Source organism: Rhodanobacter aciditrophus (assembly GCF_050026795.1).
In the GTDB taxonomy this organism is placed as follows: domain Bacteria; phylum Pseudomonadota; class Gammaproteobacteria; order Xanthomonadales; family Rhodanobacteraceae; genus Rhodanobacter_A.
In genome coordinates this window covers 904,264-928,871 of sequence record NZ_JALBWP010000011.1, presented here as the reverse complement: position 1 = coordinate 928,871, position 24,608 = coordinate 904,264, and the positions used below count along the sequence as shown (strand labels likewise).

Annotated in this window: 30 protein-coding genes and 1 tRNA gene; 23 read left to right on the top strand and 8 right to left on the bottom strand. The window is 69.4% G+C overall.

What is annotated here, in order from left to right:
• Position 1: 1 nt before the first annotated feature.
• From sdhD to ACQGNW_RS13075, 3 genes are all read right to left on the bottom strand, one after another.
• The gene (gene sdhD, locus ACQGNW_RS13085) at positions 2-415 is read right to left on the bottom strand and encodes a succinate dehydrogenase, hydrophobic membrane anchor protein (protein ID WP_426663625.1); all 414 of its coding nucleotides are present in this window, start codon (positions 413-415) and stop codon (positions 2-4) included.
• Positions 412-807 (bottom strand): succinate dehydrogenase, cytochrome b556 subunit, encoded by a 396-nt coding sequence (gene sdhC, locus ACQGNW_RS13080; protein WP_426663624.1) that lies wholly within the window; start codon positions 805-807, stop codon positions 412-414. The genes sdhD and sdhC overlap by 4 nt, the downstream gene beginning before the upstream one ends.
• Before the next feature lie 88 nt (positions 808-895).
• Positions 896-1,012 (bottom strand): DUF1674 domain-containing protein, encoded by a 117-nt coding sequence (locus ACQGNW_RS13075; protein ID WP_426663623.1) that lies wholly within the window; start codon positions 1,010-1,012, stop codon positions 896-898.
• Between ACQGNW_RS13075 and ygfZ the strand changes: the two genes are divergently transcribed.
• Together ygfZ and ACQGNW_RS13065 are read left to right on the top strand one after the other, a co-directional pair.
• Positions 1,011-1,991: a CAF17-like 4Fe-4S cluster assembly/insertion protein YgfZ gene (ygfZ, locus tag ACQGNW_RS13070; protein WP_426663622.1), complete on the top strand. Its 981-nt coding sequence runs from the start codon at positions 1,011-1,013 to the stop codon at positions 1,989-1,991. The genes ACQGNW_RS13075 and ygfZ overlap by 2 nt on opposite strands.
• Before the next feature lie 460 nt (positions 1,992-2,451).
• Positions 2,452-2,886 (top strand): cell wall hydrolase, encoded by a 435-nt coding sequence (locus ACQGNW_RS13065; protein ID WP_426663621.1) that lies wholly within the window; start codon positions 2,452-2,454, stop codon positions 2,884-2,886.
• Positions 2,887-3,032: 146 nt separating this feature from the next.
• On the opposite strand, the gene ACQGNW_RS13060 is transcribed toward ACQGNW_RS13065, so the two are convergent.
• Together ACQGNW_RS13060 and ACQGNW_RS13055 are read right to left on the bottom strand one after the other, a co-directional pair.
• Complete coding sequence (locus ACQGNW_RS13060) at positions 3,033-3,518, bottom strand: outer membrane lipoprotein (protein ID WP_426663620.1); 486 nt, start codon at positions 3,516-3,518, stop codon at positions 3,033-3,035.
• Between the two features lie 34 nt (positions 3,519-3,552).
• Positions 3,553-4,146 (bottom strand): glycine zipper 2TM domain-containing protein, encoded by a 594-nt coding sequence (locus ACQGNW_RS13055; RefSeq protein ID WP_426663619.1) that lies wholly within the window; start codon positions 4,144-4,146, stop codon positions 3,553-3,555.
• A 190-nt stretch (positions 4,147-4,336) separates the two neighbouring features.
• Here ACQGNW_RS13055 and ACQGNW_RS13050 point away from each other — a divergent pair, with 190 nt between their 5' ends.
• The 7 genes from ACQGNW_RS13050 (at position 4,337) to phbB (ending at position 11,537) form a co-directional block, all read left to right on the top strand.
• Positions 4,337-5,116, top strand: coding sequence for a TatD family hydrolase (locus ACQGNW_RS13050; RefSeq protein ID WP_426663618.1), 780 nt, complete (start codon positions 4,337-4,339; stop codon positions 5,114-5,116).
• 104 nt (positions 5,117-5,220) lie between these two features.
• A complete protein-coding gene (locus ACQGNW_RS13045; protein ID WP_426663617.1) occupies positions 5,221-5,715 on the top strand; it encodes a MarR family winged helix-turn-helix transcriptional regulator in 495 nt (164 codons plus the stop codon).
• Positions 5,716-5,726: 11 nt separating this feature from the next.
• Positions 5,727-7,256: an efflux transporter outer membrane subunit gene (locus tag ACQGNW_RS13040; protein WP_426663616.1), complete on the top strand. Its 1,530-nt coding sequence runs from the start codon at positions 5,727-5,729 to the stop codon at positions 7,254-7,256.
• Positions 7,253-8,455 carry an HlyD family secretion protein gene (locus ACQGNW_RS13035; RefSeq protein ID WP_426663615.1) on the top strand — a complete coding sequence of 401 codons (1,203 nt, stop codon included), beginning with the start codon at positions 7,253-7,255 and terminating at the stop codon, positions 8,453-8,455. Before ACQGNW_RS13040 ends, ACQGNW_RS13035 begins: the two co-directional genes overlap by 4 nt.
• A 34-nt stretch (positions 8,456-8,489) precedes the next feature.
• Positions 8,490-10,043, top strand: coding sequence for a DHA2 family efflux MFS transporter permease subunit (locus ACQGNW_RS13030; protein ID WP_426663614.1), 1,554 nt, complete (start codon positions 8,490-8,492; stop codon positions 10,041-10,043).
• 133 nt (positions 10,044-10,176) lie between these two features.
• A complete protein-coding gene (phaR, locus tag ACQGNW_RS13025; RefSeq protein ID WP_426663613.1) occupies positions 10,177-10,671 on the top strand; it encodes a polyhydroxyalkanoate synthesis repressor PhaR in 495 nt (164 codons plus the stop codon).
• 95 nt (positions 10,672-10,766) lie between these two features.
• Positions 10,767-11,537, top strand: coding sequence for an acetoacetyl-CoA reductase (gene phbB, locus ACQGNW_RS13020; RefSeq protein ID WP_426663612.1), 771 nt, complete (start codon positions 10,767-10,769; stop codon positions 11,535-11,537).
• A 60-nt stretch (positions 11,538-11,597) separates the two neighbouring features.
• Here phbB and ACQGNW_RS13015 read toward each other — a convergent pair whose 3' ends face one another.
• Positions 11,598-12,440, bottom strand: a complete 843-nt coding sequence (locus ACQGNW_RS13015; RefSeq protein WP_426663611.1) for a hypothetical protein — start codon at positions 12,438-12,440, stop codon at positions 11,598-11,600.
• A gap of 87 nt (positions 12,441-12,527) precedes the next feature.
• Here ACQGNW_RS13015 and ACQGNW_RS13010 point away from each other — a divergent pair, with 87 nt between their 5' ends.
• The 14 genes from ACQGNW_RS13010 to ACQGNW_RS12945 all read left to right on the top strand — a co-directional run bounded on the left by ACQGNW_RS13010 (position 12,528) and on the right by ACQGNW_RS12945 (position 23,095).
• Positions 12,528-13,934, top strand: coding sequence for an FAD-dependent oxidoreductase (locus ACQGNW_RS13010; protein ID WP_426663610.1), 1,407 nt, complete (start codon positions 12,528-12,530; stop codon positions 13,932-13,934).
• On the top strand, positions 13,927-14,334 hold the full coding sequence (locus ACQGNW_RS13005) for a DUF3293 domain-containing protein (protein WP_426663609.1): 408 nt from the start codon (positions 13,927-13,929) through the stop codon (positions 14,332-14,334). The genes ACQGNW_RS13010 and ACQGNW_RS13005 overlap by 8 nt, the downstream gene beginning before the upstream one ends.
• Positions 14,335-14,386: 52 nt before the next feature.
• Positions 14,387-15,022, top strand: a complete 636-nt coding sequence (ccmA, locus tag ACQGNW_RS13000; protein ID WP_426663608.1) for a cytochrome c biogenesis heme-transporting ATPase CcmA — start codon at positions 14,387-14,389, stop codon at positions 15,020-15,022.
• 27 nt (positions 15,023-15,049) lie between these two features.
• Positions 15,050-15,736 carry a heme exporter protein CcmB gene (gene ccmB / locus ACQGNW_RS12995; RefSeq protein ID WP_426663607.1) on the top strand — a complete coding sequence of 229 codons (687 nt, stop codon included), beginning with the start codon at positions 15,050-15,052 and terminating at the stop codon, positions 15,734-15,736.
• 3 nt (positions 15,737-15,739) lie between these two features.
• The gene (locus tag ACQGNW_RS12990) at positions 15,740-16,498 is read left to right on the top strand and encodes a heme ABC transporter permease (protein WP_426663606.1); all 759 of its coding nucleotides are present in this window, start codon (positions 15,740-15,742) and stop codon (positions 16,496-16,498) included.
• The gene (gene ccmD / locus ACQGNW_RS12985) at positions 16,495-16,698 is read left to right on the top strand and encodes a heme exporter protein CcmD (RefSeq protein WP_426663605.1); all 204 of its coding nucleotides are present in this window, start codon (positions 16,495-16,497) and stop codon (positions 16,696-16,698) included. Before ACQGNW_RS12990 ends, ccmD begins: the two co-directional genes overlap by 4 nt.
• A 22-nt stretch (positions 16,699-16,720) precedes the next feature.
• Positions 16,721-17,188 (top strand): cytochrome c maturation protein CcmE, encoded by a 468-nt coding sequence (gene ccmE / locus ACQGNW_RS12980; protein ID WP_426663660.1) that lies wholly within the window; start codon positions 16,721-16,723, stop codon positions 17,186-17,188.
• Positions 17,185-19,164, top strand: a complete 1,980-nt coding sequence (locus tag ACQGNW_RS12975; RefSeq protein ID WP_426663604.1) for a heme lyase CcmF/NrfE family subunit — start codon at positions 17,185-17,187, stop codon at positions 19,162-19,164. Before ccmE ends, ACQGNW_RS12975 begins: the two co-directional genes overlap by 4 nt.
• Positions 19,161-19,703 carry a DsbE family thiol:disulfide interchange protein gene (locus ACQGNW_RS12970; RefSeq protein ID WP_426663603.1) on the top strand — a complete coding sequence of 181 codons (543 nt, stop codon included), beginning with the start codon at positions 19,161-19,163 and terminating at the stop codon, positions 19,701-19,703. Before ACQGNW_RS12975 ends, ACQGNW_RS12970 begins: the two co-directional genes overlap by 4 nt.
• Positions 19,700-20,182: a cytochrome c-type biogenesis protein gene (locus ACQGNW_RS12965; RefSeq protein ID WP_426663602.1), complete on the top strand. Its 483-nt coding sequence runs from the start codon at positions 19,700-19,702 to the stop codon at positions 20,180-20,182. The genes ACQGNW_RS12970 and ACQGNW_RS12965 overlap by 4 nt, the downstream gene beginning before the upstream one ends.
• A complete protein-coding gene (locus ACQGNW_RS12960; protein WP_426663601.1) occupies positions 20,179-21,219 on the top strand; it encodes a tetratricopeptide repeat protein in 1,041 nt (346 codons plus the stop codon). Before ACQGNW_RS12965 ends, ACQGNW_RS12960 begins: the two co-directional genes overlap by 4 nt.
• A 2-nt stretch (positions 21,220-21,221) precedes the next feature.
• Positions 21,222-22,334, top strand: coding sequence for a homoserine O-acetyltransferase MetX (gene metX, locus ACQGNW_RS12955; RefSeq protein ID WP_426663600.1), 1,113 nt, complete (start codon positions 21,222-21,224; stop codon positions 22,332-22,334).
• A gap of 68 nt (positions 22,335-22,402) precedes the next feature.
• Positions 22,403-22,984: a cysteine dioxygenase family protein gene (locus ACQGNW_RS12950; RefSeq protein ID WP_426663599.1), complete on the top strand. Its 582-nt coding sequence runs from the start codon at positions 22,403-22,405 to the stop codon at positions 22,982-22,984.
• Between the two features lie 25 nt (positions 22,985-23,009).
• Positions 23,010-23,095: transfer RNA gene (locus tag ACQGNW_RS12945), tRNA-Leu, on the top strand.
• Positions 23,096-23,169: 74 nt separating this feature from the next.
• Here ACQGNW_RS12945 and ACQGNW_RS12940 read toward each other — a convergent pair.
• Complete coding sequence (locus ACQGNW_RS12940) at positions 23,170-23,886, bottom strand: peptidylprolyl isomerase (RefSeq protein ID WP_426663598.1); 717 nt, start codon at positions 23,884-23,886, stop codon at positions 23,170-23,172.
• Complete coding sequence (gene narI, locus ACQGNW_RS12935; protein ID WP_426663597.1) at positions 23,883-24,590, bottom strand: respiratory nitrate reductase subunit gamma; 708 nt, start codon at positions 24,588-24,590, stop codon at positions 23,883-23,885. The genes ACQGNW_RS12940 and narI overlap by 4 nt, the downstream gene beginning before the upstream one ends.
• Positions 24,591-24,608 lie beyond the last annotated feature (18 nt).

Here is a 24,608-nt window from a genome sequence, read left to right as displayed (position 1 = left end):
TTCAGACTCCCAATGCGATGCGCAGCACGGCCAGCACGCCCGCGAGCGCAGCAAGCACCGCGAGGAACTTGATCGCCACCAGCAGGACCACTTCCTTCCAGCGGGTGTGCACGTAGTCCTCGATCACCACCTGCAGGCCGAGCACGGCATGCCAGAACATGGTGACGATGAACAGGATCAGCAGCAGCGCGTTCCACGGCCTGGCCACCGCGGCGCGTGCGGTGGCGTAATCGGCGTGCAGCAGGGAAAGCACGGTGAACACGAACCACAGCCCGAGCGCGATCAGCGCGGCGGCGGTGACGCGCTGCGTCCACCAGTGGCCGACGCCGTACTGGGCCGAGCCCAGGCCGCGCGCATGTTTCATCGGGTGGCGCAGCTGGCTGCGCACGTCATCGGTACCCACGCGCAGATTCATGCCGCACCTCCTTGAGCGAGCACGCAGGCCCAGATGAGCACCGTGATCACGAAGCTGCCGATCACCGACAACCAGCTCGAGCGCACGAACTGGGGAATCCTGTAACCCGCACCGGTGTCCTGCACGAGGTGGCGGATGCCATTGCACAGGTGATAGCCGAGCGCCCAGGTCCACCCCAAGAGCAGCAGCATGCCCAGCGGGCTGCCGCTGCAGGCCTTGAACCGCGCGAAGGCGGCTTCGCCGGAGGCCAACGCAAGGATGCCCCAGACCACCAGCAAGGTGCCTACGGCAAGCGCGATGCCGGTGGCGCGATGCAGGATGGAAGTCACCATCTGGATCTGCCAGCGGTAGACCTGCAGGTGCGGTGAAAGCGGGCGGGGCGTATCTGCCATGGCGGCTATCCTGTGGTGGAATCGCTGGAACTTTCTGCCACACCGAACCACGCCACGCGACGACACCCACGCCGTCGCGCGGGGCGCATCAGAAATCGATGCAGCGCCCGTTCTTCTCCCAGTCGCCGTAGCGGGTGGGATCGAGCGCAGGCTTCTCCTTCGCCCCCGTCCCCTGCCCCGGCACGGCCGCAGGCTCCGCGGGCATGGAGGCAGGCGTGGATTCGGGCGGGCGGACGGTATCGGTCATGGTCGTTGAATCAAGCGGCGGAAGGTTAATACTTGCGCCCATGCCGCACAACCTTGACGAACGTCGAGCAACTGCACCCGCCACGTGCGACCACGTCTTGTGCCCCGCCGTCACCGACCACATGTCGCTCCCCATGCCGTCCTCCATCCACGCCGAAACCCTGTTGATCGAAGGTCCCGATGCACTTGCCTTCGCACACGCGCAATTCAGCAGCAACATCCAATCGCTCGCCGTCGGCGCATGGCAGTTTGGTGCGTGGTTGAGTGCGCAGGGTCGGGTGCGCGTGCTGTTCCACCTGGCGCGACTGGACGAACAACGCCTGCTCCTGCTGTTGCGCGGCGGTGACGCCGCGACGCTGGGCGAATCCCTGCGCCGCTACGTGTTCCGCTCCCGGCTCACGTTGCAGGCGTCGCCATGGCACGTGCCGGTCACCGCCGCCGCGTTGCCGCTGCATGAAGTGCGCATCGACAGCGACGGCATCGTGTTCGGTTGTGGCACGCATGGCCTGCGGCTCGCTGCCGATGGCGAAGGCGACGCAGCGTGGCGGCGGCTGCAACTGCAGATGGGTTGGCCCTGGCTGCCCGCCGCCGCGCTCGATGCCTTGCTGCCGCCGGCGCTGTCGCTGCACCGCCTGCAGGCGGTAGCAATCGACAAGGGTTGCTATCCCGGCCAGGAAATCGTCGCGCGCCTGCATTGGCGCGGCGGGCACAAGCGGCATCTCTGCACGGTGCAGCTGCTGCGCAATGCCGCAGCCGGCGAAACCCTGCGCCGCGAAGGCAACGATGTCGGCGTGCTGCTCGATGTCATCGGCGACAACGAGGACATCGCTGCGCTCGCGGTGTTGAACGACGACGTCACGACATCACCCGCGGAAAACGCCACGCTGCAACTCGACGACGACCTTGCATTGTGCGTGCGGCATCGCTGGGAAAACTGAAGTGCGCGCATCGTCACAAGTGCATGAACGACCCATTCACCTTTGTCGACGTTTTGCATGAGCATGCGTTGAATCGGGACAACCCGGCACTTGCCGTGGGGAAAATCCGCCGCTAGTCTCCGCCCACCTCATCAATGCGGCACCCGCCACCAACGGCTGCCGAAGCACGCGACGAACCGGAAGATTCCGTATCGGCGCGACCCGGTGAAGATCACCGGATGGAACACCCGCCTGAGGGCGGCACAAGTTGCAGGTTACGCGCACAGTCGCACAGCACCTCGGCAACATCCCTCGATCGGCACAGATGCCGCCGCTCGAACGCCACAATCCCGTGGCATTCGCCCAGCCACAAGTTTCGGCTGCGCGATCAATCCAGGTGGAACGGCCTGCCCGCCCGTCCACCGCAACGGCGCGTCGGACGGCTCCATCGTCTGCGCGTACAGCACGCTGGAGGCAGACAATGAAACTTTCCATGCTGTTGTGGCTGACCACGCTGATGCCGCAACCGGTCGCGAACCAGGCCTGCCTGGCCACGACGGTGTACCTGGAGGCACGCAGCCAACCCACCATCGGCCAGATGGCCGTCGCCGAAGTGGCGATGCGCCGACGCGAACGCGGCCAGTGGGGCAATACGGTGTGCGAGGTGGTGATGGCACCGCACCAGTTCGCCACCACGACCACGCCCGGCTCGTTCGAGATCACCAACGTCCAGGCCTTCCACAAGGCCTGGGAAATCGCCGGTCGCATGATCCACGACTGGCAGCTGCCGGCGAACCAGCGCCGCATAGTTGTCCCGCGCGCCGACCATTTCGCCACCGCGGCGATAACGCCCGCGTGGTCGCGCAACAAGCCGGCAATCACCATTGGCGACCACACCTTCTACGCCGTGAACTGAAGTCCAGCACCCTTGCGATCGCCCATGATCGCGAAGATCAAGCGGGCGGCCATCCCGGTCCACATCCCGCAAAGAAGAAAAGGCCCTCTTTCGAGGGCCTTTTCATTTGGACGTCCAGACGTCCATTCAACATGACACGAGAACGGTCACATCGGGTAGACCCGACCATCGCGAACCTGCACGTAGTCGCCGTTGCGAACACCCGGGCTCTCGCGCTGCGTCACCGTGGCGTACTGGCCGTTGTCCAGCCGCACCACGACGCGCCACGCATTGCCGCCGCCGGAGCGCCTGCCGACCTGGTTGCCGACGAGGCCGCCGGCCACCGCACCGGCCACCGTGGCGGCCTTGCGGCCATCGCCCTTGCCGATGGTGCTGCCCAGCACACCGCCGGCCACCGCGCCGATCACCGCACCAAGTACGCCGCCATTGCCGTTGCCGCCATCGACGTACACCGGCTGCACGTCCTGCACCACGCCGCAGCTCTGGCAGCGACCGTAGCCGCCGCCATAGCCCTGTCCGTAACCCTGCCGGTAGCCGCCGTCGCCATAGGTGGGTCCGGTGGCGCAGCCGGCCAGTGCCAGCCCCGCCGCCAGCACAGCCGCGGGAACGATGCCTCGCAAGGTGAAGTTCATCGCGCTGCTCCTTGGTGGTGTTCTGCGTCGGCGATCAGCGGGCGTCCGAAACGGCCGTCACGCCTTCCTGCACCTGCACGCGATCGCCCGGATCGTGGTCCATGCGCGTGGTGCGGGTGACGCCGTTGTACACGTACTGCACGTCGTAGCCGACGATCTTGCTGCTGCTGTTGCTGACCGTGCTGCAGCGGCGCTCGACCGTCTGGGTCACCTGCGGCTGGTGATGGGCGTTCTCGATGCGGTTGCCGGCATAGCCACCACCCACCGCACCGGCCACCGTCGCCAGGGTCTTGCCCTTGCCGCCGCCGACCATGTGGCCAAGCAGGCCACCGGCCACCGCGCCGATCGCGGTGCCCGCGATGTTGTGCTGATCCTTCGGCGGCGCGGCATGGTTCACCACCTCGTCATGGCAGACCTCATGCGGCGCGCTCGTGGTCGAGCGAACCGGCGTCACGCTGACCACCTTGGCGTACTGGGGGCCGGCCGGCTGCTGCGCGGCCGCCGGCTGCGCATCGTTCGCCGCCTGGGCTCCCTGCGTGGCGTCGGCACTGCGATTGCAGGCCGACAAGCCGACGGCCAGCGCGGCAGCAATCCCCACATTGAGTGCATTGACCATCAACCTGTTCATAACCATCCTCCTCTGTCAGTGTTCCGGCCGCGACGCGGTGCGACATGCACCGGCCTGCGGCCTGCAGGCCAATTGAACCTTCACGAGTCTGAATACCGCCTAGACCGCCGCCATTACACTAACTTCACGCCAAGATTGCTTCAGCCCTTGCCCGCACGCGGCATCGGAAAACGAGAGACGCATCACGCCCGTGCTTGTCGACAGCCACGCCCATCTTGACGACCGCACCTTCGATGCCGACCGCATACAGGTGCTGCAGCGCGCGCGCAATGCCGGCGTCGGCCAACTGGTGGTGCCGGCGGTGGACGCCGCCAGCTGGCCGCGCATCCGCGACCTCTGCGCCATGCACCCGCGCATGCTGTTCCCAGCCTACGGCCTGCACCCGCTCTGGTTGCGCCAGCATGCGCCCGGCGATGTGGACGCCTTGTTGTCGTGGTGCGATGCGAACGCAGCCGTGGCGATCGGCGAGATCGGGCTGGATTTCCACGCCGGCGAGCCGGATCCTGCGCTGCAACGCGACTATTTCACGCGCCAGCTGGCGCTGGCCCGCGACCTCGACCTGCCGGTGATCGTGCACGCGCGACAGGCGCTGGAGGAAGTGATCCTCGTCCTGCGCCGCCATCCCGGCGTGCGCGGCGTGGTGCACAGTTTTTCCGGAAGCGAGGAGCAGGCGCGGCGACTGTGGCAGCTCGGCTTCCTGGTGGGCATCGGCGGGCCGGTGACCTACGAGCGGGCGCAGCGCCTGCGCCGCATCGTGGCAGGCATGCCGATCGAATTCCTGCTGCTGGAAAGCGACGCGCCCGACCAGCCCGACGCGAATCATCGCGGCCGGCGCAACGAGCCGGCCCACGTCGCCGAGGTGCTGCGCTGCGTGGCGGCGCTACGCGGCGAGCCGGAACTCGCCGTGGCGGCCGCCACCGCCGCGAACGCCCAGCGGCTGTTCCGCCTGCCCGCTCCCCACTCCGAGTGATCGACGCGCGGCACTTGCAGCGCGAGCCGGTCTGCGCCAATATTTACTTCATCAGTGAAATATGAATTGATGAAATGGCCTGTCTTGGCAAATGCATTGCGATGATGGACGAGGGCATCGGGCGGATGCACGAGGTCATCCCGCAGTTGCCAGCCGAACAGGCCACGCTGTGCCGGCTGATGCTGATGGTGGGCGCACGCATGGACGAGGGGCTGGCGGACAAGCTCAAGCCGTACCAGCTCAACCACAGCGAATTCCTTACCCTGATGATCCTGCACAGCCGTCCGGACGGCAGCTCCACTCCCGGCGAGCTGTGCGAATTCACCTCGCAGGGCAGCACCAACATGACCCGCATTGGCAACGCGCTGGTGAAGCGCGGACTGATCTCGCGCGGCACCAGCCCCGGAGATCGTCGCCGCGTGCTGATCCGCATCACCGCCGCCGGTCGCCGCTTCGTGCAGAAGATGCTGCCACCGATGTTTCCCCGCGTGGAGGCGATGTTCGCCGGCTTCGGCGCCACCGACCGCCGCCAGCTCAGCCGCCTGCTGCGCAAGCTCGCCAAGAACCTCGACCAGCTCGACGCGGACGACGCGTCGTGAAGGAGCTCCCGATGACCTTCGCCCCGCCTCGCCCACGCGCGGCCCTGGCCCTTGCCGTCCTGCTGCCGCTCGCCGGCTGCGCATTGGCGCCGCCGAAGCTGGCGCCTCCGGCACTGCGCGACGACGTGCCGCTCGCCGGCCTGTCCGTGCCTACCCGCGCCGGTTGGCCGGCCACCGACTGGTGGCGTGGTTATGGCGATGCGCAACTCGACGAACTGATGGCGATGGCGCTACGCCAGTCGCCCGACCTCGCCCAGGCGCAGAGCCGCGTGCGCACCGCCGAGCAGTCGGTGAAGCTGGCCGCTGCCCAGGCCGGGCTCAGCATCAACGGCAACGCGCAGCTCAGCCGGCAGCGCATCAGCGAACACGGCCTGATGCCGCCGAAGCTGCTCGGCTTCACCTGGTACAACCAGGCCGATCTCGGCGTGCAGTTCCAGTACGACTTCGACTGGTGGGGCAAGAAGCGCGCAGCGATCGAAAGCGCGCTGGACCAGGCGCACGCCGCCGAGGCGCAGCGCAGCGCGGCCGCGCTGACGATCCAGAACGCCGTGGCCGACACCTACTTCGGCTGGCTGGCCGACGAGGCGCGGCTGGCGCTGGCCCGGCAGTCGCTGGCCGTGCAACGGCGCCTGCTCTCGATCGCCGGGCTGCGCGTGCGGCAAGGCGTGGACCTGCCCGACACCCTGCAGGAAGCACGCTCGCGCGTGATCGCCGTCGAGCAAGCGCAGACCGCGCTGGAAAGCTCGGCGCAGATTCGCACAGTTGCGCTGGCCGCCCTGCTCGGGGTGGCGCCTGCGCAGTTGCCGGCGCTGGCGCCGCGGCCGTTGCCGGCCATCAGCAGCGCGCTGCCCGCCGATGCGAAACTCGACCTGATCGCGCGCCGGCCCGACATCGCCGCCAGCCGCTGGCAGGTGGAGGCGGCGCTGCGGCAGACCGACGTGGCACGTGCGCAGTTCTACCCGGACTTCAGCATCACCGCGCTGGCGGGGCTTTCCAGCACCAATCAGGGTACGCCTGCGCTGTTCGGCGGCGGCTCCGGCGATCTCGGCAACCTGTTCAGCGCGGGCAGCCGCGTGTTCGCCCTCACGCCGGCACTGCACCTGCCGATCTTCGAGGGCGGCCGGCTGAAGGCCGCATACGGCATCAGCCGCGCCCAGCTCGACGACGCGGTGGCGCAATACAACGCCGCCGTGTTCCACGCCACGCGCGAAGTCGCCAGCCAGGCACTGGCTGCCGAGCAGCTGGCCACCAACCGGCGGCAGCAGGCGCAGCAGGTCGGTGCCGACGAGCGCCTCGTCGCCAGCGCGCAGGCACGCCTGCAGCGGGGCGTCCGCGACGCCCGCGAAAGCCTCGCCGCCAAGGCCCAGCTGCTGCAGCAGCAGGACCAGGCCATAGCCCTGCATGCGCAGGCGCTCACTACCGATCTCGCCCTGGTCAAGGCGCTGGGTGGCGGCTACCGCATGCCCGCTGATGCCGCCGACGCGACGCCATCCTCCCCCACCTCACCTTCCAAGAACGCCAGCCGGAGTCCCCGCCCATGAGCGCCACCGAGTCCGCCCTGCCGCAGGACCGCAACGACAGCGGCTTCGCCGCCAAGGATCCGCCCAAGCGCCGGCGCGCGCTGTTGATCGTGACCCTGGTGTTCATCCTTGCCGCACTGGCCTGGTTCCTGCTGTGGTTCTTCGTGTTCTCCACCCGCGAGAGCACCGACAACGCGTACGTGGGCGGCAACCTGGTGGGCATCTCCGCCCAGGTGCCCGGCACCGTGGTCGCGGTGCTGGCCGACGACACCGAGCATGTCGACGCCGGCCAGGTGCTGGTGAAGCTCGACCCCACCGATGCCGACGTGCGCCTGCGCCAGGCGAGGAGTGCGTTGGCGCTCGCGGTGCGCCAGGTGCGCGGGCAGACCGACAGCGCCAGCGGCGCCGACGCCGCGGTGGCGGCGCGCAAGGTGGAACTGCAGAAGGCGGAAGCCGACCTCAGGCGCCACCTGCCGCTGGTGGCCGCGCAGGCGGAATCGCCCGAGATCGTGCAGCATCTGCGCGATGCCGTGGCCGGCGCACAGGCCGCGCTGGACACCGCCGACGCGCAGGCCAGGGCCGCGCACGCCGCCGTCGCCGGCACCGACATCGCGAACAACCCCGCCGTGCAGCAGGCGCGCGCGAACTTCCGCGCCGCCTGGATCGCCGCGCAGCGCGACACCATCGTGGCGCCGGTGTCCGGCTACGTGGCCGAACGCAGCGTGCAGCTGGGCAACAGCGTGGCGCCCGGCCAGCCGCTGATGAGCGTGGTGCCGCTGCACGACCTGTGGGTGGACGCCAACTTCAAGGAGAACCAGTTGCGCCACGTCCGCATCGGTCAGCCGGCGAAGATCACCACCGACCTCTACGGCGACAAGGTGGAATATCACGGCAAGGTGATCGGCCTGGGCGCCGGCACCGGCAGCGTGTTCTCGCTGCTGCCCGCGCAGAACGCCACCGGCAACTGGATCAAGGTGGTGCAGCGCGTGCCGGTGCGCATCGCGCTGGACGACAAGGAACTGGACCGGCATCCGCTGCGCGTGGGCCTGTCCGCCGACGTCACCGTGGACATCAGCCACGACCAGGGCAAGGTGCTGGCGGCCGGCCCCGCGCAGCCGGCCGCGGAGACCAGCGTGTACGACGCCGTCGCCAGCCAGGCCGACGCCGAGGCCGAGAAGGTGATCCGCGCCAACCTCGGCAGCGCCGGCCGGTCGCGCTGAACCGCGCCGCTGCGAGCCCCACACGAGTCCCGCCATGGCCACCACGCCCGAGAACGCCGCTCCGCTGAAGCCGCTGCACGGCGGTCCGCTGGCGCTGCTCACCATCGCCGTCGCGTTCAGCACCTTCATGGAGGTGCTGGACATGACCATCGTCAACGTGGCCGTGCCGCACATCTCCGGCAGCCTCGGCGTGAGCCCGAACGAGGGCACTTGGACGATCAGCTCCTACGCGCTGGCGAGCGCGATCATGCAGCCGCTCACCGGCTGGGTGGCGCGGCGCTTCGGCGAGGTGCGCACGTTCGTGGTCTCGGTGCTGCTGTTCGTGGTGTTCTCGATGCTGTGCGGCCTGGCCACCAGCATGCCGATGCTGGTGGTCTGCCGGCTGATGCAGGGCGCGGGCTCCGGCCCGATGGTGGCACTCTCGCTGACCCTGCTGCTGACCAGCTACCCCAAGGAGAAACAGGGCATCGCGCTGGCGCTGTGGGCGATGACCGTGGTGGTGGCGCCAATCTTCGGCCCGATCCTGGGCGGCTGGCTCACCGACAACTTCTCCTGGCCCTGGATCTTCTACATCAACCTGCCGGTGGGCCTGGCCGCGGCGGCGGTCACCTGGGCGATCCTGCACAAGCGCGAGACGAAGACCTTCAAGGCGCCGATCGACGTGGTGGGCCTGGTGCTGCTGGTGGCGGGCGTGGGCTGCCTGCAGTTCATGCTGGACAACGGCAACGACCACGACTGGTTCGCCTCGCCGCTGATCCTCACGCTGGGCATCATCGCCCTGGTCTGCCTCACCTTCCTGGTGGTGTGGGAGATCCACGCCAAGCATCCGGTGATCGACCTCTCGCTGTTCAGGCAGCGCAACTTCACCGTGGGCGTAGTGGCGCTCACGCTGGGCATGTTCGCGTTCTTCGGCATCAACGTGGTGTTCCCGCTGTGGCTGCAGATCGACCTGGGCTACACCGCCACCTGGGCGGGCCTCGCCACCGCGCCGGTGGGCGTGCTGGCGTTCCTGCTGTCGCCGGTGCTCGGCAAGAACATGCACCGGCTGGAGCTGCGTGCGGTGGTGACCTTCGCGTTCGTGATCTTCGCGCTCACCTCGTACTGGTTCTCCAGCTTCGACAGCAACGCCTCGTTTTCCACCCTGGTGCTGCCGCGCTTCGTGATGGGCCTGGCCATCCCCTGCTTCTTCATCCCGCTGAACCAGATCTACCTGGCCGGCCTGCCCGCCTCGGAGATCGCCAGCGCCTCGGGCCTGTCCAACTTCTGCCGCACCATGGGCTCCTCCATGTCCACCGCGATCACGGTGACGCTGTGGCAGCACCGCAGCGAGCTGCACCACGCCAACCTCACCGAGTACGTCAGTCCCGGCCATCCGGCGGCGACGCGGTTCCTGCAGGAGTTGGCCCATCGCAGCATGCCGCACCGGCAGACCCTGGGCGTGGTCAACCAGCTGGTGAACCGCGAGGCGCTCACCCTGGCGGTCAACGACGTGTTCTGGGGCTGCGCGGTGCTGTTCCTGCTGCTGATCCCGATCCTCTGGTTCGCCCGGCCGCCGTTCGGCAGCGAGGGCGGGGCCATGGGGCACTGATCCGCCGCCTTTTGCTGCAGACCACCCCTGCGCACATCGCCACGCCGCGGCCCATCGCAGAGCAGACCAATTTTGTGGCGTGCATGCCAGTGGTCTACTGGTGCGGCGCAATATCTTCTGCTAGTTTCGCCGCATGGCACAAAACAAGCGCATCATCAAGAAGTATCCGAACCGTCGGCTCTACGACACCGAAATCTCCAGCTACATCACGCTGGAGGAGGTGCGTCAGCTGGTGCTGGACAACGAGGACTTCGAGGTCCGCGACGCCAAGACCGGCGAGGATCTCACCCGCTCCGTGCTGCTGCAGATCATCTCCGAGCACGAGGAGAAGGGGCAGCCGATGCTGTCGCCCCAGCTGCTCAGCCAGATCATCCGCTTCTACGGCGACTCGCTGCAGGGCTTCATGGGGCCGTACCTGGAGCGCAGCCTGCAGGTGTTCCTGGATCAGCAGCAGCAGTTCCGCACCCAGCTGAACAGCCTGATGGGACAGACCCCGTGGGCAATGCTGAACGAGCTGACCGAGCGCAACATGGACGCGTGGAAGTCGATGCAGCGCGGCCTGCTCGACGCCGCCGCACAGATCCATCCGCAGGGTGGCAGCCGCGGCGGCACCAAGAAAACCGGCTGACGCCGCCTCCCGCCCCTCCACGCGCCGCTCCCGAGCGGCGCGTTTTTGTTTGAAGCGCGCGGCCAGCAACGACCGCAAGAACGACGGAACCCCTCATGCACGCAGCTTTTGCGACCGGCGCACCCGCGCGCCTCGCCCTGGTCACCGGCGGCCTCGGCGGCCTGGGCACCGAGATCTGCCGCCAGTTGGCCCGCGCCGGCCGGCGCGTGATCGCGGCCGACCTGCCCGCCGGCGAGGCGCGCGTCGCCGCGTTTCGCGCGGCCACCGCCGAGTTCGGCGATGCCATCGGCCACGACGTGCTGGATGTCAGCGACCACGACGCCTGCGCCGCGCTGATCGGCCGCCTCGAACGCGAGCACGGTGGGGTGGACATCCTGGTCAACGCCGCCGGCATCACCCGCGACGCCAGCCTGCGCAAGATGACGCCCGCGCAATGGCACGAGCTGATGCGCGTGAACCTCGATGGCGTGTTCAACACCAGCCACGCCGTGGTGGAAGGCATGACCGGCCGCGGTTTCGGCCGCATCGTCAACATCAGCTCGGTGAATGGCCAGACCGGCCAGTTCGGCCAGACCAACTACTCCGCCGCCAAGGCCGGCGTGCACGGCTTCACGATGGCGCTGGCGCGCGAGACCGCACGCAAGGGCGTCACCGTCAACACCGTCTCGCCCGGCTACTGCGACACGCCGATGGTGGCCGCGGTGCCCGCCGAGATCCGCGCCCAGATCGTCGCCGGCATCCCGGTGGGCAGGCTGGGCCAGCCCGCCGACATCGCCCGCGCGGTGTGCTTCCTCGCCGACGACGACGCCGGCTACCTCACCGGGGTCAACCTGCCGGTCAACGGCGGGTATTTCATGAGCTTCTGAGCTTGCTTCGCTCCTCCCCCGGCACAGCCGGGGGAGAAGGCCTGACACTGGGGACCTTTCTCACCACACCCATCTGCCGCCATCGCATTCGTCGAGAGTGCCGTTCTGCCTGAAGGAAACATGGCCGGCAGGGCAGCTTTTACTGTTCACCACGGCAGGCCTGGCGAGAATCCCCTGCCTCAGGCGGCCATCCGGCCAGAACTGGACATCGAATCCATTGCCACGATTGGACTGCGCCAGCTTCAGCGTCCGGTACGTGGAACCCGCGCCGATCAACGCCTGTCTGATGCGGCCGGTCGCAAAGAACCCGATCGGCCCGGGCCGCACATGCAAGCCGTCCACGACAAACCCTTTCAGCAGTTCGCCGCGCTTGACGCGGCCATTGGAGTGGAACTCGATCCAGCGGTTTCCCGCGAACAGCATGCCCCGTATGGCGATCGGCGGCCCTTCGTTGCTGCTCATGTCGGCCAGTCGGCCGTGCGCATCGAAATCGACCTGGGTTCCTGCGGGCAGATCGATGCCGTGGAAGCGTTGACCAGGCTCGGAATCGAACCAGGCCAGATGGGGCGGTGTTCCCTTGGCCTCGAAAACCATCAGTTGAGTGCCGCTTTTCAGCCAATGGCCGTCCACCTCGCAGCCGCGATGGAGAATCGCCTTGCCGGTCGCCACGCCCGTGCTGTCGAGGACCTCGACCTCGGTACCTGCAGGGAAACGGAAGCCTATGACGGACCGCTCCGACTTGAGCCTCGTCAGGTGGCCCGGGAAAACGGGCTGGGCAGCCATGGCGGGCAACACCCGGGACAGCAGCATGGCAGCCATGCACCATGTCGCCGGCCGCGACTTCGCGGACACGGCACATTCGATTTCCATTTCGCCCTCCGTAGCCGGGAACGGCACCGCCATCGCGGTCATCCTGCAAGTCCGCGGTGAGGGATTGCAGTCGCGCGCCGCTTGCGGAACAGTGACGCGATCCCTTCGACGGTACGCGCCATGACGCAAGCTCCTCGTATCACCCTGATCGGCGGCGGCCTGGTGGGCGCCCTGCTGGCGCGGCAGCTGGCGCAGCACGGTTTTGCGGTCGAGGTGTTCGAGAAGCGGCCCGATCCGCGCCGCGCGGGCTTCCTCGGCGGGCGTTCGATCAACCTCGCGCTGGCCGAGCGCGGCCTGCAGGCGCTGCGCACGGCGGGGCTGGCCGACGAGGTGCTTCGGCATGCGGTGATGATGCGCGGGCGCATGGTGCATACGCCCGGCGGCGCCAGCACACTGCAACGCTACGGCGTGGACGACAGCGAGGTGATCTGGTCGGTGTCGCGCGGTGCGCTGAACATGCTGCTGCTGGACGCCGCCGAGGCCACCGGCGTGCGTTTCCATTTCGGCCAGTCGCTGCTGGGAGCGGACTTCGACCGCTGCCGGATCCGGCTCGCCGACGAGGCCGGCAGCACGCGCGAGCATGCCCCCGGCCTCCTGATTGGCGCCGACGGCGCGGGCTCGGCGCTGCGCGCCGCGATGAACGCCTACGCGCCGCTGGGCGAGCACATCGAGCCGCTCGGCCACGGCTACAAGGAACTGGAAATCCCCGCCGCCGAGGCGTTGCCGCCCGCGCTGGCGCAGCAGGCCGGCGGCGCAGACCGCTTCGCGCTGGAGCCGCACGCGCTGCACATCTGGCCGCGCGGCGGCTACATGTGCATCGCGCTGCCGAACGCCGAGGGCAGCTTCACCGTCACCCTGTTCCTTCCCGCCACGGGGGCGCACCCCAGCTTCGCCACCCTGCCCGATGCCGCCACGGCGCGTGCGTTCTTCGCCGCGGACTTCCCCGACCTGCTGCCGCTGATCCCGCGTTTCGACGCGGACTATGCCGAACATCCGGTGGGCACGCTGTCCACGCTCTACCTGGACCGCTGGCACCTCGATGGCCGCGCCCTGCTGATCGGCGACGCGGCACACGCCATCGTGCCGTTCCATGGCCAGGGCATGAACTGCGGCTTCGAGGACACGGTGGAGCTGACCCGCCTGCTGGCCGCCACGCCCGGCGACAGCGCCGGCGCGTTCGCCGAGTTCCAGCGCATCCGCCAGCCGAACGCCAATGCGATCGCCGCGATGGCGCTGGAGAACTACGTGGAGATGCGCGACTCGGTGGCCGATCCTCACTACCTCGCCAAGCGCGCGCTGGGCGCAAAGCTGGCCGGACGCATTCCCGGCCACTACATGGCGCGCTACCGGCTGGTCACCTTCACCCACCTGCCCTACGCCTACGCGCTGGAACGCGGTCGCGCGCAGGATGCGTTGCTGGAGGAATTGCTGCGCGACACACCGGACGCGGATGCCGTCGATCTCGACGCCGCCGCCCGACTGATCCAGTCCACCCTGGCGCCGCTGCCGGACTCGCGCCATGGATGAGGCCCTGCTCGAGGCGTTCCGTTCCACCACCTACCACGTCTGCCTGGACGCGGTGCGCTGGGCCATCATCCGCGTGGACCTGCCCCTGCCCGCCACGCTTGCCACCTTGGTGGGCGCACAGCCCTGGGCCTTCGTCACGGCCTGGAACCCCCAGGCGCGCCGGCGCCCGCCGGCCGAGAACGAGGCTGCGCAGCGCGAGCTGCTGGCCTCGCTCGAACGGCAGCCGGGCGTGCGCGTCTATCCGGCCATCGGCGTGGGCACCTCCGGCTGGAGCGAGCCGAGCCTGTTCGTGACCGGCGTGGGTGTCGAGGCGCTGGACCTGCTGACCCGCGCGCACGGCCAGCTGGCCTACGTGCACGGCGAGGCGGGTGGCCACGCCACGCTGCGGGTGCTGGATTGAGGCGCGCAGCGGCAGCGCGTCGCATGGACAAGCCGGCGAGGCATTGCGGAGAATGGAAGCAATGACTGCCACCTCTCCCCTGCTCGAAGCGCGCCGCCTGAGCTTCCATCGCCAGGACGAGCCGGTGTTCGCGCCGCTGGATTTCCGCCTGCACGAGGGCGAGCTGGCCTTGGTCGAGGGCGACAACGGCAGCGGCAAGACCACCCTGCTGCGCCTGCTGGCCGGCCTGCTGCACGCGAGCGAAGGACGTCTGCTGTGGCGCGGCATGCCGTGGCAGCGCGAGGCCTGCTCCGGCGAGATCCTGTTCCTCGGCCACCAGCTGGGCCAGAAGCTGGAACTGAGCCCGCGCGAGAACCTCGCCTTTGCCGCGGGCCTGCGCGGCCGGCGCGACGGCGCCACGGCCGATGCGGCGCTCGATGAAGTGGGCCTGGCCGGCTACGAGGACGAGCCGGTGCGACGCCTTTCCGCCGGACAGAAGAAGCGTGCCGCGCTGGCGCGCCTGCTGCTGCTGCCGGCGACGCTGTGGCTGCTCGACGAGCCGTACGCGAATCTCGACCGGCACGGCATCGCGCTGGTCAACCGCCTGCTCGAGCAGCACGTGGCGGCCGGCGGCGCGGTGCTGGTGAGCAGCCATGGAGCGGTGGGGTTCCACGGCGGCGAGCCACAGCGGATACGCATGCATGCGTGAGTTTTTTCGCAGAGGGGGCGTTCGCGGATGAGCGGCGCTTCGCTGCTTCCGGCCTGCGCCGCGATGTTGCGGCGGGATCTCTTGCTGGCGTGGCGCCGGCGCGGCGATCTGGCGATGCCGGTGCTGTATGCGGTGATCGTGGCGGTGCTGTTCCCGTTTGCGCTGGGGCCGGATCTGGCGCTGCTGCAGCGGATCGCGGGCGGCGTGGTGCTGGTGACCGTGCTGCTGGCGATGCTGCTGGCGCTGGACGGGATGTTCGCCAGCGACATCGAGGATGGTTCGCTGGAACAGCTGGTGCTGGCGCCGCAGCCGCTGGCGCCGATGCTGGGCATGAAAGTTCTTGCGCACTGGATCACCACGGCCTTGCCGCTGATCGTGATCGCGCCGCTGCTGGCGGGCATGCTGCACCTGCCGGCCGCCGCGATGCCCGCGCTGCTGCTGGCGTTGCTGCTGGCGACGCCGCTGCTCAGCCTGCTCGGCGCGGTGCTGGTGGCGCTGACGGCCGGCACGCGGCGCTCTGGTATGCTGCTGGCCCTGATGTTGCTGCCGCTGTGCGTGCCGGTGGTGATCTTCGCGGCCGGCGCCGTGGCAGCCGCCCAGCAGGGCCTGCCATGGCTGGCACCGGTCGCCTGGCTGGCCGCCGCACTCATCCTCTGCGTGGTGTTGGCGCCGCTGGCCTGCGCGGCGGCCTTGCGTATTGCCCTGGACTCGTAAGCGATGTCTACCTGGATTCCGCTCTGGTTGCACAAGCTCGGCTCGCCGCCGACGTTCTACCGCGTCGCCGGCGCGGTGCGGCCGTGGGCGATGGGACTGGCGCTGCTCGCCGGCGCGATCGGCCTGTACGGCGGCCTGGTGCTGGCGCCGCCGGACTACCAGCAGGGCGATGCCTACCGCATCATCTTCATCCACGTGCCCAGCGCCTGGATGAGCATGTTCGTCTACGCGGTGATGGGCGTGGCCGCGTTCGTCGCGCTGGTGTGGCGCATGAAGCTGGCCGAGGTGGTGGCGATGGAATCGGCACCGGTCGGCGCGGCTTTCACCTTCATCACCCTGGTCACCGGCTCGCTGTGGGGCAAGCCGATGTGGGGCACCTGGTGGACCTGGGACGCGCGGCTCACTTCCGAGCTGGTGCTGCTGTTCCTGTATCTCGGCGTGATCGGGCTGTACCACGCGTTCGAGGATCGCCGCCAGGGTGCGCGCGCCGCGGGCTTCCTCGCGATCATCGGCGTGATCAACGTGCCGATCGTGCATTGGTCGGTGGTGTGGTGGAACACCCTGCACCAGGGCAGCACGGTGGACATCTTCGGCCACTCGAAGATGCCGTGGTCCATGCTGTGGCCGCTGCTGGTGATGACCCTGGCCACCAAGGCCTACTACGCGGCCAGCCTGTGCCGCCGCGCGCGCACCGACCTGCTGGCGCTGGAAGGCGGCAAGGACTGGGTGCGCCAGATCGCCGAGGCGGAGGCCGGCCGATGAGCCCGCTGCAGCACTTCTTCGAGATGGGCGGCTATGCCGGCTACGTGTGGCCAGCCTATGCGGTGTTCTTCGCGGTGCTGATCGCCGACAACGCGGCGCCGCGGCTGCGCCGCCGCCGCATCCTGCGCGAACTGCGCGGCCGGCTGGCGCGCCAGGCCGCACGCGCCCACCGCACTCCCTCCTCTTCCGTCGCGCCCTGAGGGGCAGGAACACCGCATGCCGATGAACCCCACCCGCAAGCGCAGGCTCACCGTCGTGATCGTGGTGGCGATCGCCGCCGCACTGGCGATCGGCCTGGGCGTGTACGCGCTGCAGCAGAACATGAACTACCTGTTCACGCCTAGCCAGGTGCAATCGGGGCAGGCGGCGCAGTACAAGACCTTCCGCCTCGGCGGCATGGTCAAGGCCGGCTCGATCCAGCGCAGCAAGGACTCGCTGCAGGTCACCTTCACCGTGGTCGATGCCGACGGCGCGATGCCGGTGGAGTACACCGGCATCCTGCCCGACCTCTTCCGCGACAACCAGTCGGTGATCGCCACCGGCCACATGGCCGACGGCCGCTTCGTCGCCACCGAGGTGCTCGCCAAGCACGACGAGACCTACATGCCGAAGGAACTGAAGGACGCGATGGCCAAGGCGCACGCGCAGGCGAAGGTGAAGGAAGCCGCCGCGCAGGACAAGAGCCCATGACCCCCGAACTCGGCCAACTCGCGCTGGTGCTCGCCTTCCTGCTCGCGATCGCGCAAGGCGTGCTGCCCCTGCTCGGCGCCTGGCGCGGCAACCGCGCGCTGATGGCGGTGGCGCGGCCTGCCGTCGCCGGCCAGGCGGTGTTCGTGGGCACGGCTTTCCTGATCCTGGTGTGGGCCTTCCTGCATTTCGATTTCTCGGTGCAGTACGTGGCCGACAATTCCAACCTCGCGCTGCCCTGGTACTACCGCATCGCCGCGGTGTGGGGCGCGCACGAGGGTTCGCTGCTGCTGTGGATCCTGATCCTCAACCTGTGGACGGTGGCGCTGGCCGCGCTCAGCCACAGGCTGCCGGAGGTGTTCGCCGCGCGCGTGATGGGCGTGATGGGGCTGGTGTCGATCGGCTTCCTCGCCTTCATCCTGTTCACTTCCGATCCGTTCGGCCGGCTGCTGCCGATGCCGGCCGACGGCGCCGACCTCAACCCGGTGCTGCAGGACCCCGGCATGACCTTCCACCCGCCCGTGCTGTACATGGGCTACGTGGGCTTCTCGGTGGCGTTCGCGTTCTCCATCGCCGCGCTGCTGGGCGGCGAGGTGGAACAGGCCTGGGTGCGCTGGGCGCGGCCGTGGACGAACGCGGCCTGGGGCTTCCTCACCCTCGGCATCGTGGCCGGCAGCTGGTGGGCCTACGCCGAGCTGGGCTGGGGCGGCTGGTGGTTCTGGGACCCGGTGGAGAACGCCAGCTTCATGCCGTGGCTGGTGGGCGCGGCGCTGATCCACGCGCAGGCGATCACCGAGAAGCGCGGCGGCCTGCGCGCGTGGACCCTGCTGCTGTCGATCTTCGCGTTCTCGCTGTCGCTGCTGGGCACCTTCCTGGTGCGCTCGGGCGTGCTCACCTCGGTGCATGCGTTTGCCTCCGACCCGCGCCGCGGCGTGTTCATCCTGACCTTCCTCGCCATCGTGGTGGGCGGCTCGCTGCTGCTGTACGCGCTGCGGGCACCGAAGGTGGCGGGCGGCAAGCCGTTCAATGTCGTTTCGCGCGAGACGGCGCTGCTGATCGGCAACCTGATGCTGGCCACCGCGTCGGCCATGGTGCTGCTGGGCACGCTGTTCCCGCTGATCGGCGACGCGCTGCACCTGGGCCGCATCTCGGTGGGCCCGCCCTACTTCGGCCTGCTGTTCCCGCTGCTGATGGCGCCGGTGGTGGCGCTGCTGCCGTTCGGGCCGTTCCTGCACTGGGGCAAGGCGGGCGGCGGCGTGCTGAAGCAGGTGGCGCTGCGCGCAGGCATCGCGGCGCTGGCCTGCGCCATCGTGGCGGCGTTCTTCGTGCAGGGGCAGCTGAAGGCCATCGTCGGCGTGGCGTCGGCGGTGTGGATCGCGGTGGGCGTGCTGCTCTACGCGCTCAAGCGCTGGCGCGAAGTGCCGCGCGGCCGCCGCTACCCGGCCGAGATGGCGGGGATGCTGCTGGCGCACCTGGGCGTGGGGGTGTTCGTGGCCGGCGTGCTGCTGTCCGAATCACTCAGCGCCACCCACGACGTGCGCCTCGCCCCGGGTCAGAGCGAGCAGGTCGCCGGCTACGACTTCCGCTTCGACGGCGTACACCGCACCGTCGGCCCGAACTGGCATGCCGACCAGGGCGTGGTCACCGTGCTGCGCGACGGCCGCACCGTCACGGTGATGCACCCGCAGAAGCGCACCTACTCGCGCGAGCAGGTGCAGACCGAGTCGGCGGTGGACGCCGGCCTGTTCCGCGACCTGTACGTGGCGCTGGGCGAACCGATGGATGCGGGCAACATCGAAGGCGCGTGGGCGCTGCGCCTGTACTACAAGCCGTTCGTGCGCTGGATCTGGGGCGGCGGCGTGCTGATGATGCTGGGCGGCTTCGTCGCCGCCTGCGACCGCCGCTTCCGCATCAGGCGCATTGCCGCCGAGGCGGCGGCAGCGCCCGCCGCGGTCCCGCCGCAGGAGTCGCCGGCATGAAGCGGCTGATCCCGTTCCTCGTCTTCGTGCTGCTGGTGGGGCTGTTCGGCTTCGGCATCTGGTGGAACAGCTGGCACGACGCGCGCTACGTGCCCTCGCCGCTCATCGGCAAGCCCGCGCCTGCGTTCGCGCTGCCGAAGCTGGATGCGCCCGACCAGACCGTGACCAAGGCCAGCCTGCTCGGCAAGCCCTACCTGCTCAACGTGTTCGCCAGCTGGTGCGTCGCCTGCGCCGAGGAGCATCCGGTGCTGATGGCCGACGGCCGCCAGCTCGGCATCCCGCTGGTGGGCTACGACTACAAGGACGTGCCCGACGACGCCAGGCGCTGGCTGCGCGAGCACGGCAGCCCCTACGACCTCGTGATCGCCGACCAGTCCGGCCGCACCGCGATCGACTTCGGCGTGTACGGCGCGCCGGAAAGCTTCCTGATCGACGCGAAGGGCGTGATCCGCTACAAGCACATCGGCCCGCTCACGCCCGAGGTGATCGCCAGGGAACTGCAGCCGGCGATCGCCGCGGCCAGGCAGGAGGCGCCATGAGGCTGCGCCCCGTCCTGCTCGCCGCACTGCTGGCGTTCGCCGGCGCGGCATTCGCCGGCAGCGGCGCGATCGAACCGCTGCCGTTCAAGGACCACGCCCAGGAAGTGCGCTTCCAGCACCTCACCAAGCAGCTGCGTTGCCTGGTCTGCCAGAACGAGAACCTGGCCGATTCCAATGCCGACCTCGCCCGCGACCTGCGGCTGGAAGTGTTCCAGCTGATGCAGCAGGGCAAGAGCGATGCCCAGATCAAGCAGTACCTGGTGGACCGCTATTCCGATTTCGTGCTGTACGACCCGCCGCTGAAACCCGGCACCTGGCTGCTGTGGTTCGGGCCGCTGGCGATTCTCCTGGCCGGCGGCGTGGTGGTGGCGGTGGCGATACGCCGGCGCAACCGCGGCGACGGCGCCACCGACGACGACACGCCTGCCGACGGCAGGCAAGCCGGCAACGAGCCGGCCGACACGGGGGACGACTGGTGAAACTCGCGTTCTATCTGGTTGCCGCCGCCATGATCGCGGTGGCGCTGGCGCTGCTGCTGGTGCCCCTGCTGCGCGAAGGACGCCGGCACGGCCGCCCGCGTGGCGTCTTCGTGCTGGCACTGGGCATCGCCCTGCTGCTGCCGCTCGGCGCCGGTGCGCTGTACCTGCACATCGGCACGCCCCTGGCGCTGGATGGCGTGCCCGCTGCGCCGAAGCCCATGGATTTCCAGCAGGCGCTGATCGCACTGCGTGCGCACCTCCGGCAGCAGCCGGACGATGCGCAAGGCTGGGCCCTGCTCGCCCAGGCCACCACCGCGCTGAAGCAGCCTGACGAGGCGCGCGACGCCTGGGATCACGCGCTGAAGATCGATCCGAACGATGTGGCGGCGATGGTGGGTTGGGCAGAGACCGATTCGATGGCGCGCGACAACCACCTGATCGAGGGCCGCGCGCTCGACCTGCTGCATCACGCGCTGGAACTGCAGCCGGACAGCCAGCGCGCCCTGTGGCTGCTCGGCATCAGCCAGTTCCAGCACGCACGCTACGCCGACGCCGCGGCGACCTGGCGCAAGCTGCAGCCGCTGCTGGAACCGGGCTCGACCGTGGCCAAGGCGGTGGCCGAACAGATCGCGAGCGCCGACGCCCGCGCCGGCATCAAGCCTGCGGCGGAACCCGCGCCCGTCGCCAGCCAGGGCACCGCGCTGAAGGTGGAAGTGAGCCTGGCGCCGGCGCTCAAGGACAAGCTGCGGCCGGGCGACCAGCTCTACGTCTACGCCCGCGCGGTGAGCGGCCCGCCGATGCCGCTGGCGGTGGCGAAGCTGGCGGCCGACGCGCTGCCGGCCACGGTCACGCTTACCGACGCGATGGCGATGACGCCGGACCTGAAGCTGTCCTCGGTGGCGCGCGTGGTGGTAGCCGCGCGGATCAGCCACAGCGGCCAGCCGATCGCCCAGCCGGGCGACCTGGAAGGCAGCGCCGGCATCGTCGACACCGACCGCAAGGCGCCGATCGCCATTGCCATCGACCAGGTGCGCTGAGCATGGCCGACGCCCGCCGCTACTGCGCCCTGCCCTCACCGTTCCCGATGAAGCGCGGCGGCGCACTGCATGGCGCACACGTGGCCTACGAAACCTGGGGCACGCTCAACGCCGCGCGGGACAACGCCATCCTCGTGCTCACCGGCCTCTCGCCCAGCGCGCACATGATGTCCGGCGCGGAAGACCCGACGCCCGGCTGGTGGGAAGGCATGGCCGGCCCCGGCAAGGCCATCGACACCGACCGCTGGTTCGTGGTCTGCGTGAACTCGCTGGGCAGCGACAAGGGTTCCACCTGCCCCGCCTCGATCAACCCAGCCACCGGCGAGCCGTACCGGCTCGACTTTCCCGAGCTTTCGCTGGAAGACGTGGCCAACGCCGCGCACGCCGTGGTGCAGGGCCTCGGCATCGAACGCCTCGCCTGCCTGATCGGCTGCTCGATGGGCGGCATGGCCGCACTGGCCTACATGCTGCTGCACCCCGGCACGGTGCGCACCCACGTCAGCGTGGACACCGCGCCGCAGGCGCAGCCGTTCGCCATCGCGATCCGTTCGCTGCAGCGCGAGGCGATCCGGCTCGACCCCAACTGGGCCGGCGGCCACTACGACATCCACGGCGACGGCGAGCGCTACCCCGACATGGGCATGAGCATCGCGCGCAAGCTGGGCGTCATCACCTACCGCTCGGCGATGGAATGGAACGGCCGCTTCGCGCGCATCCGCCTCGACGCCGAGCGGCGCGAGGACCAGCCGTTCGGCTTCGAATTCCAGGTGGAGTCCTACCTCGAAGGTCACGCCCGCCGCTTCGTGCGCAGCTTCGACCCCAACAGCTACCTCTACCTGTCGCGCGCCAGCGACTGGTTCGACACCGCCGAATACGGCGGCGGCAACGTGATGGAAGGCCTCAAGCGCATCCGCGTCGAGCGCGCGCTGGTGATCGGCGTCAGCACCGATATCCTGTTCCCGCTGGAGCAGCAGGAGCAGATCGCCGCGGGCCTCGAGGCCGCCGGCGCCAGCGTGGACTTCGTCGCGCTCGACTCGCCACAGGGCCACGACGCGTTCCTGGTCGACATCGAGAACTACAGCCGCGCGATCGGCGGCTTCCTCGGCCGGCTCTGAACCACCCGGAACCCCGCCCGGGGCGCGCTGGTAGAATGGCGCCACCCAGCCAGCTTTGCGAGAACGCCATGCTCACCACCGAATTTCCGGGCTGTCGCCAGCTGATCGACGCGATCGACGCGGCGGTCGCCCAGGGCAGTACGCCGGCGATCACCGACAGCCTGCGCAACAGCCTGTGCCGGCTGATCCGCGGCAACGAGATCCAGCTGCCGGAATGCGTGCTGGAGACCGCCGAAGGCCGCTACGCGCGGCGCGAGCTGTACCGCAGCGAGGACCACGGCTATTGCGTGGTGGCGATGACCTGGGGCCCCGGCCAGGGCACCCCGATCCACGACCATGCGGGCATGTGGTGCGTGGAAGGCGTGTGGCGCGGTGCACTGGACGTGGTGCAGTACGAGCGCATGGACGACGCGGAAGGCCACTGCCGCTTCCAGCCCGTGGGCTCGGTACAGGCCGGCCCCGGCTCCGCCGGCAGCCTGATCCCGCCGCACGAATACCACACCATCCGCAATCCCAGCGACCGCGACATCGCGGTCAGCCTGCACATCTACTCCGGCAACATGACCCGCTGCGCGGTGTTCCAGCCGCTGACCGGCAACGAAGGCTACGAGCGCTGCGAACGCCAGCTGGGCCTCGACCCCGTGCACTGAAGCCGGCATAATGCCCAATCCACATGCCGGTGTGGCGGAATGGTAGACGCGGCGGACTCAAAATCCGCTTCTGGCGACAGAGTGTAGGTTCGAGTCCTATCACCGGTACCACGTGGGAGAACCAAGGCCGCCTCGCGCGGCCTTTGTCGTTTCCGCGCCTCCCGCAGGCGCGATGACCGGCCGCCTCACTGCACCAGCGGCGAAGCGGCCGCTTCCAGCTCCACGCCTTCCAGCGCGGCCTGGCCGGCCAGCACGCGCACGTACTGGCCGAGCGCACGCCGTTCGGCGGCGGCGCGCAGCTCCCGCTCCACCCGCCCGGCCACCGCCACGAACGGCAGCTGCTCGCCGGGGATGCGCCGATCCACCGCCACGATGTGGAAACCGTAGCGGGTGTTCACCAGCCCGGGGAGGATGCCCAGCTGGCTGCCTTCGAACACCGCCTTCTCGAACTCGGGCACGCTGGCGCCGCGTTGCAGCTGGCCGAGCTGGCCGCCCTGCGCGCCGGAGGGGCAGTTGGACTTCTCGCGGGCGCGCGCCTCGAACAGCTGCGGCTGCGCCAGCAGCTCCTGCAGCATCGCCTCGGCCACCGCGCGGATCGCCGGCACCGGCGTGCCGGGCGTCACCTGGAACAGGATGTGCCGCGCGTGCACCAGCTCGCCGCTGCGGTAGCGTTCGGGGTGGGCGTCGTACCAGCGGCGGCATTCCTCCGGCGTGGGCTCGGGCACGCGCACCTCGCGCGCCAGCAGCTGCTCGACCGCCTCGGCGCCGGCCTCGGCGCCGGCATCCGCCTCCAGCAGTCCGAGTTCCAGCGCGCGCTGGCGTAGCAACTCGTGCACCGCGGCCAGCTCGTCGCTGGGCCAGTCGGCGGCCGCAACGTCGACGCCGTTGACGCGCACGCTCACGAGTGCACCGCCCGCTTGCGCGTGCGCACCAGCTGGTAGGGCCGGAACAGGTAGGCGACGCTGCCGACGCCGCTCCAGATGTGCACCATGCGGGTGAACGGCGAGACCAGGAAGATGGTGAAGCCGAGCAGGATGTGCAGCTGGTACACCCATGGCGTGCCCTGCAGCAGCAACGCATTGCCGCCGTGGAACAGCACCACGCCCTGCACGTAAGCCACCAGCCGCTCGAACATCGCGCCGTCCATGTGCTGCGCCGACATCGGCACCGTGGCCAAACCCAGCAGCAGTTGGAGCCACAGCATGACGACGATGCTGATGTCCCACGCGCGGCTGTTGCGGCGCACGCGCGGATCGCCCAGCCGGCGCCAGATCAGGAGGCTGAGGCCAATGATGGCCACCGCGCCGGCCGGGCCGCCCACCGCCATCGCCAGCAGCTGGTGCTGGCCCGGGCTCATCAGCCACAGCACCAGCGACTCGGGCATCAGGAAGCCGGCGAAGTGGCCCAGCACCACCACCAGCACGCCGTAGTGGAACAGGTTGGAGCCCCAGCGCAGCGTCTTCGCGCGCAGCACCTGCGAGGAGTCGCTCTTCCACGAGTACGGCTCGCGGTCGTAGCGGATCAGGCTGCCCAGCAGCAGCACGCTGAGGCAGATGTAGGGGTAGATGCCGAACAGGAACTGGTTCCAGGCGGGAGACAGGGTCATGGCAGGCACTCCTGGACG

What these genes read in the sequence shown, in the direction of transcription:
- sdhD (WP_426663625.1), bottom strand. Translation starts at nt 415, where the DNA reads ATGAATCTGCGCGTGGGTACCGATGACGTGCGCAGCCAGCTGCGCCAC.
- sdhC (WP_426663624.1), bottom strand. Translation starts at nt 807, where the DNA reads ATGGCAGATACGCCCCGCCCGCTTTCACCGCACCTGCAGGTCTACCGC.
- ygfZ (WP_426663622.1), top strand. Translation starts at nt 1,011, where the DNA reads ATGGAGGCAGGCGTGGATTCGGGCGGGCGGACGGTATCGGTCATGGTC.
- ACQGNW_RS13075 (WP_426663623.1), bottom strand. Translation starts at nt 1,012, where the DNA reads ATGCCCGCGGAGCCTGCGGCCGTGCCGGGGCAGGGGACGGGGGCGAAG.
- ACQGNW_RS13065 (WP_426663621.1), top strand. Translation starts at nt 2,452, where the DNA reads ATGAAACTTTCCATGCTGTTGTGGCTGACCACGCTGATGCCGCAACCG.
- ACQGNW_RS13060 (WP_426663620.1), bottom strand. Translation starts at nt 3,518, where the DNA reads ATGAACTTCACCTTGCGAGGCATCGTTCCCGCGGCTGTGCTGGCGGCG.
- ACQGNW_RS13055 (WP_426663619.1), bottom strand. Translation starts at nt 4,146, where the DNA reads ATGAACAGGTTGATGGTCAATGCACTCAATGTGGGGATTGCTGCCGCG.
- ACQGNW_RS13045 (WP_426663617.1), top strand. Translation starts at nt 5,221, where the DNA reads ATGGACGAGGGCATCGGGCGGATGCACGAGGTCATCCCGCAGTTGCCA.
- ACQGNW_RS13040 (WP_426663616.1), top strand. Translation starts at nt 5,727, where the DNA reads ATGACCTTCGCCCCGCCTCGCCCACGCGCGGCCCTGGCCCTTGCCGTC.
- ACQGNW_RS13035 (WP_426663615.1), top strand. Translation starts at nt 7,253, where the DNA reads ATGAGCGCCACCGAGTCCGCCCTGCCGCAGGACCGCAACGACAGCGGC.
- ACQGNW_RS13030 (WP_426663614.1), top strand. Translation starts at nt 8,490, where the DNA reads ATGGCCACCACGCCCGAGAACGCCGCTCCGCTGAAGCCGCTGCACGGC.
- phaR (WP_426663613.1), top strand. Translation starts at nt 10,177, where the DNA reads ATGGCACAAAACAAGCGCATCATCAAGAAGTATCCGAACCGTCGGCTC.
- phbB (WP_426663612.1), top strand. Translation starts at nt 10,767, where the DNA reads ATGCACGCAGCTTTTGCGACCGGCGCACCCGCGCGCCTCGCCCTGGTC.
- ACQGNW_RS13015 (WP_426663611.1), bottom strand. Translation starts at nt 12,440, where the DNA reads ATGGCGGTGCCGTTCCCGGCTACGGAGGGCGAAATGGAAATCGAATGT.
- ACQGNW_RS13010 (WP_426663610.1), top strand. Translation starts at nt 12,528, where the DNA reads ATGACGCAAGCTCCTCGTATCACCCTGATCGGCGGCGGCCTGGTGGGC.
- ACQGNW_RS13005 (WP_426663609.1), top strand. Translation starts at nt 13,927, where the DNA reads ATGGATGAGGCCCTGCTCGAGGCGTTCCGTTCCACCACCTACCACGTC.
- ccmA (WP_426663608.1), top strand. Translation starts at nt 14,387, where the DNA reads ATGGAAGCAATGACTGCCACCTCTCCCCTGCTCGAAGCGCGCCGCCTG.
- ccmB (WP_426663607.1), top strand. Translation starts at nt 15,050, where the DNA reads ATGAGCGGCGCTTCGCTGCTTCCGGCCTGCGCCGCGATGTTGCGGCGG.
- ACQGNW_RS12990 (WP_426663606.1), top strand. Translation starts at nt 15,740, where the DNA reads ATGTCTACCTGGATTCCGCTCTGGTTGCACAAGCTCGGCTCGCCGCCG.
- ccmD (WP_426663605.1), top strand. Translation starts at nt 16,495, where the DNA reads ATGAGCCCGCTGCAGCACTTCTTCGAGATGGGCGGCTATGCCGGCTAC.
- ccmE (WP_426663660.1), top strand. Translation starts at nt 16,721, where the DNA reads ATGAACCCCACCCGCAAGCGCAGGCTCACCGTCGTGATCGTGGTGGCG.
- ACQGNW_RS12975 (WP_426663604.1), top strand. Translation starts at nt 17,185, where the DNA reads ATGACCCCCGAACTCGGCCAACTCGCGCTGGTGCTCGCCTTCCTGCTC.
- ACQGNW_RS12970 (WP_426663603.1), top strand. Translation starts at nt 19,161, where the DNA reads ATGAAGCGGCTGATCCCGTTCCTCGTCTTCGTGCTGCTGGTGGGGCTG.
- ACQGNW_RS12965 (WP_426663602.1), top strand. Translation starts at nt 19,700, where the DNA reads ATGAGGCTGCGCCCCGTCCTGCTCGCCGCACTGCTGGCGTTCGCCGGC.
- metX (WP_426663600.1), top strand. Translation starts at nt 21,222, where the DNA reads ATGGCCGACGCCCGCCGCTACTGCGCCCTGCCCTCACCGTTCCCGATG.
- ACQGNW_RS12950 (WP_426663599.1), top strand. Translation starts at nt 22,403, where the DNA reads ATGCTCACCACCGAATTTCCGGGCTGTCGCCAGCTGATCGACGCGATC.
- narI (WP_426663597.1), bottom strand. Translation starts at nt 24,590, where the DNA reads ATGACCCTGTCTCCCGCCTGGAACCAGTTCCTGTTCGGCATCTACCCC.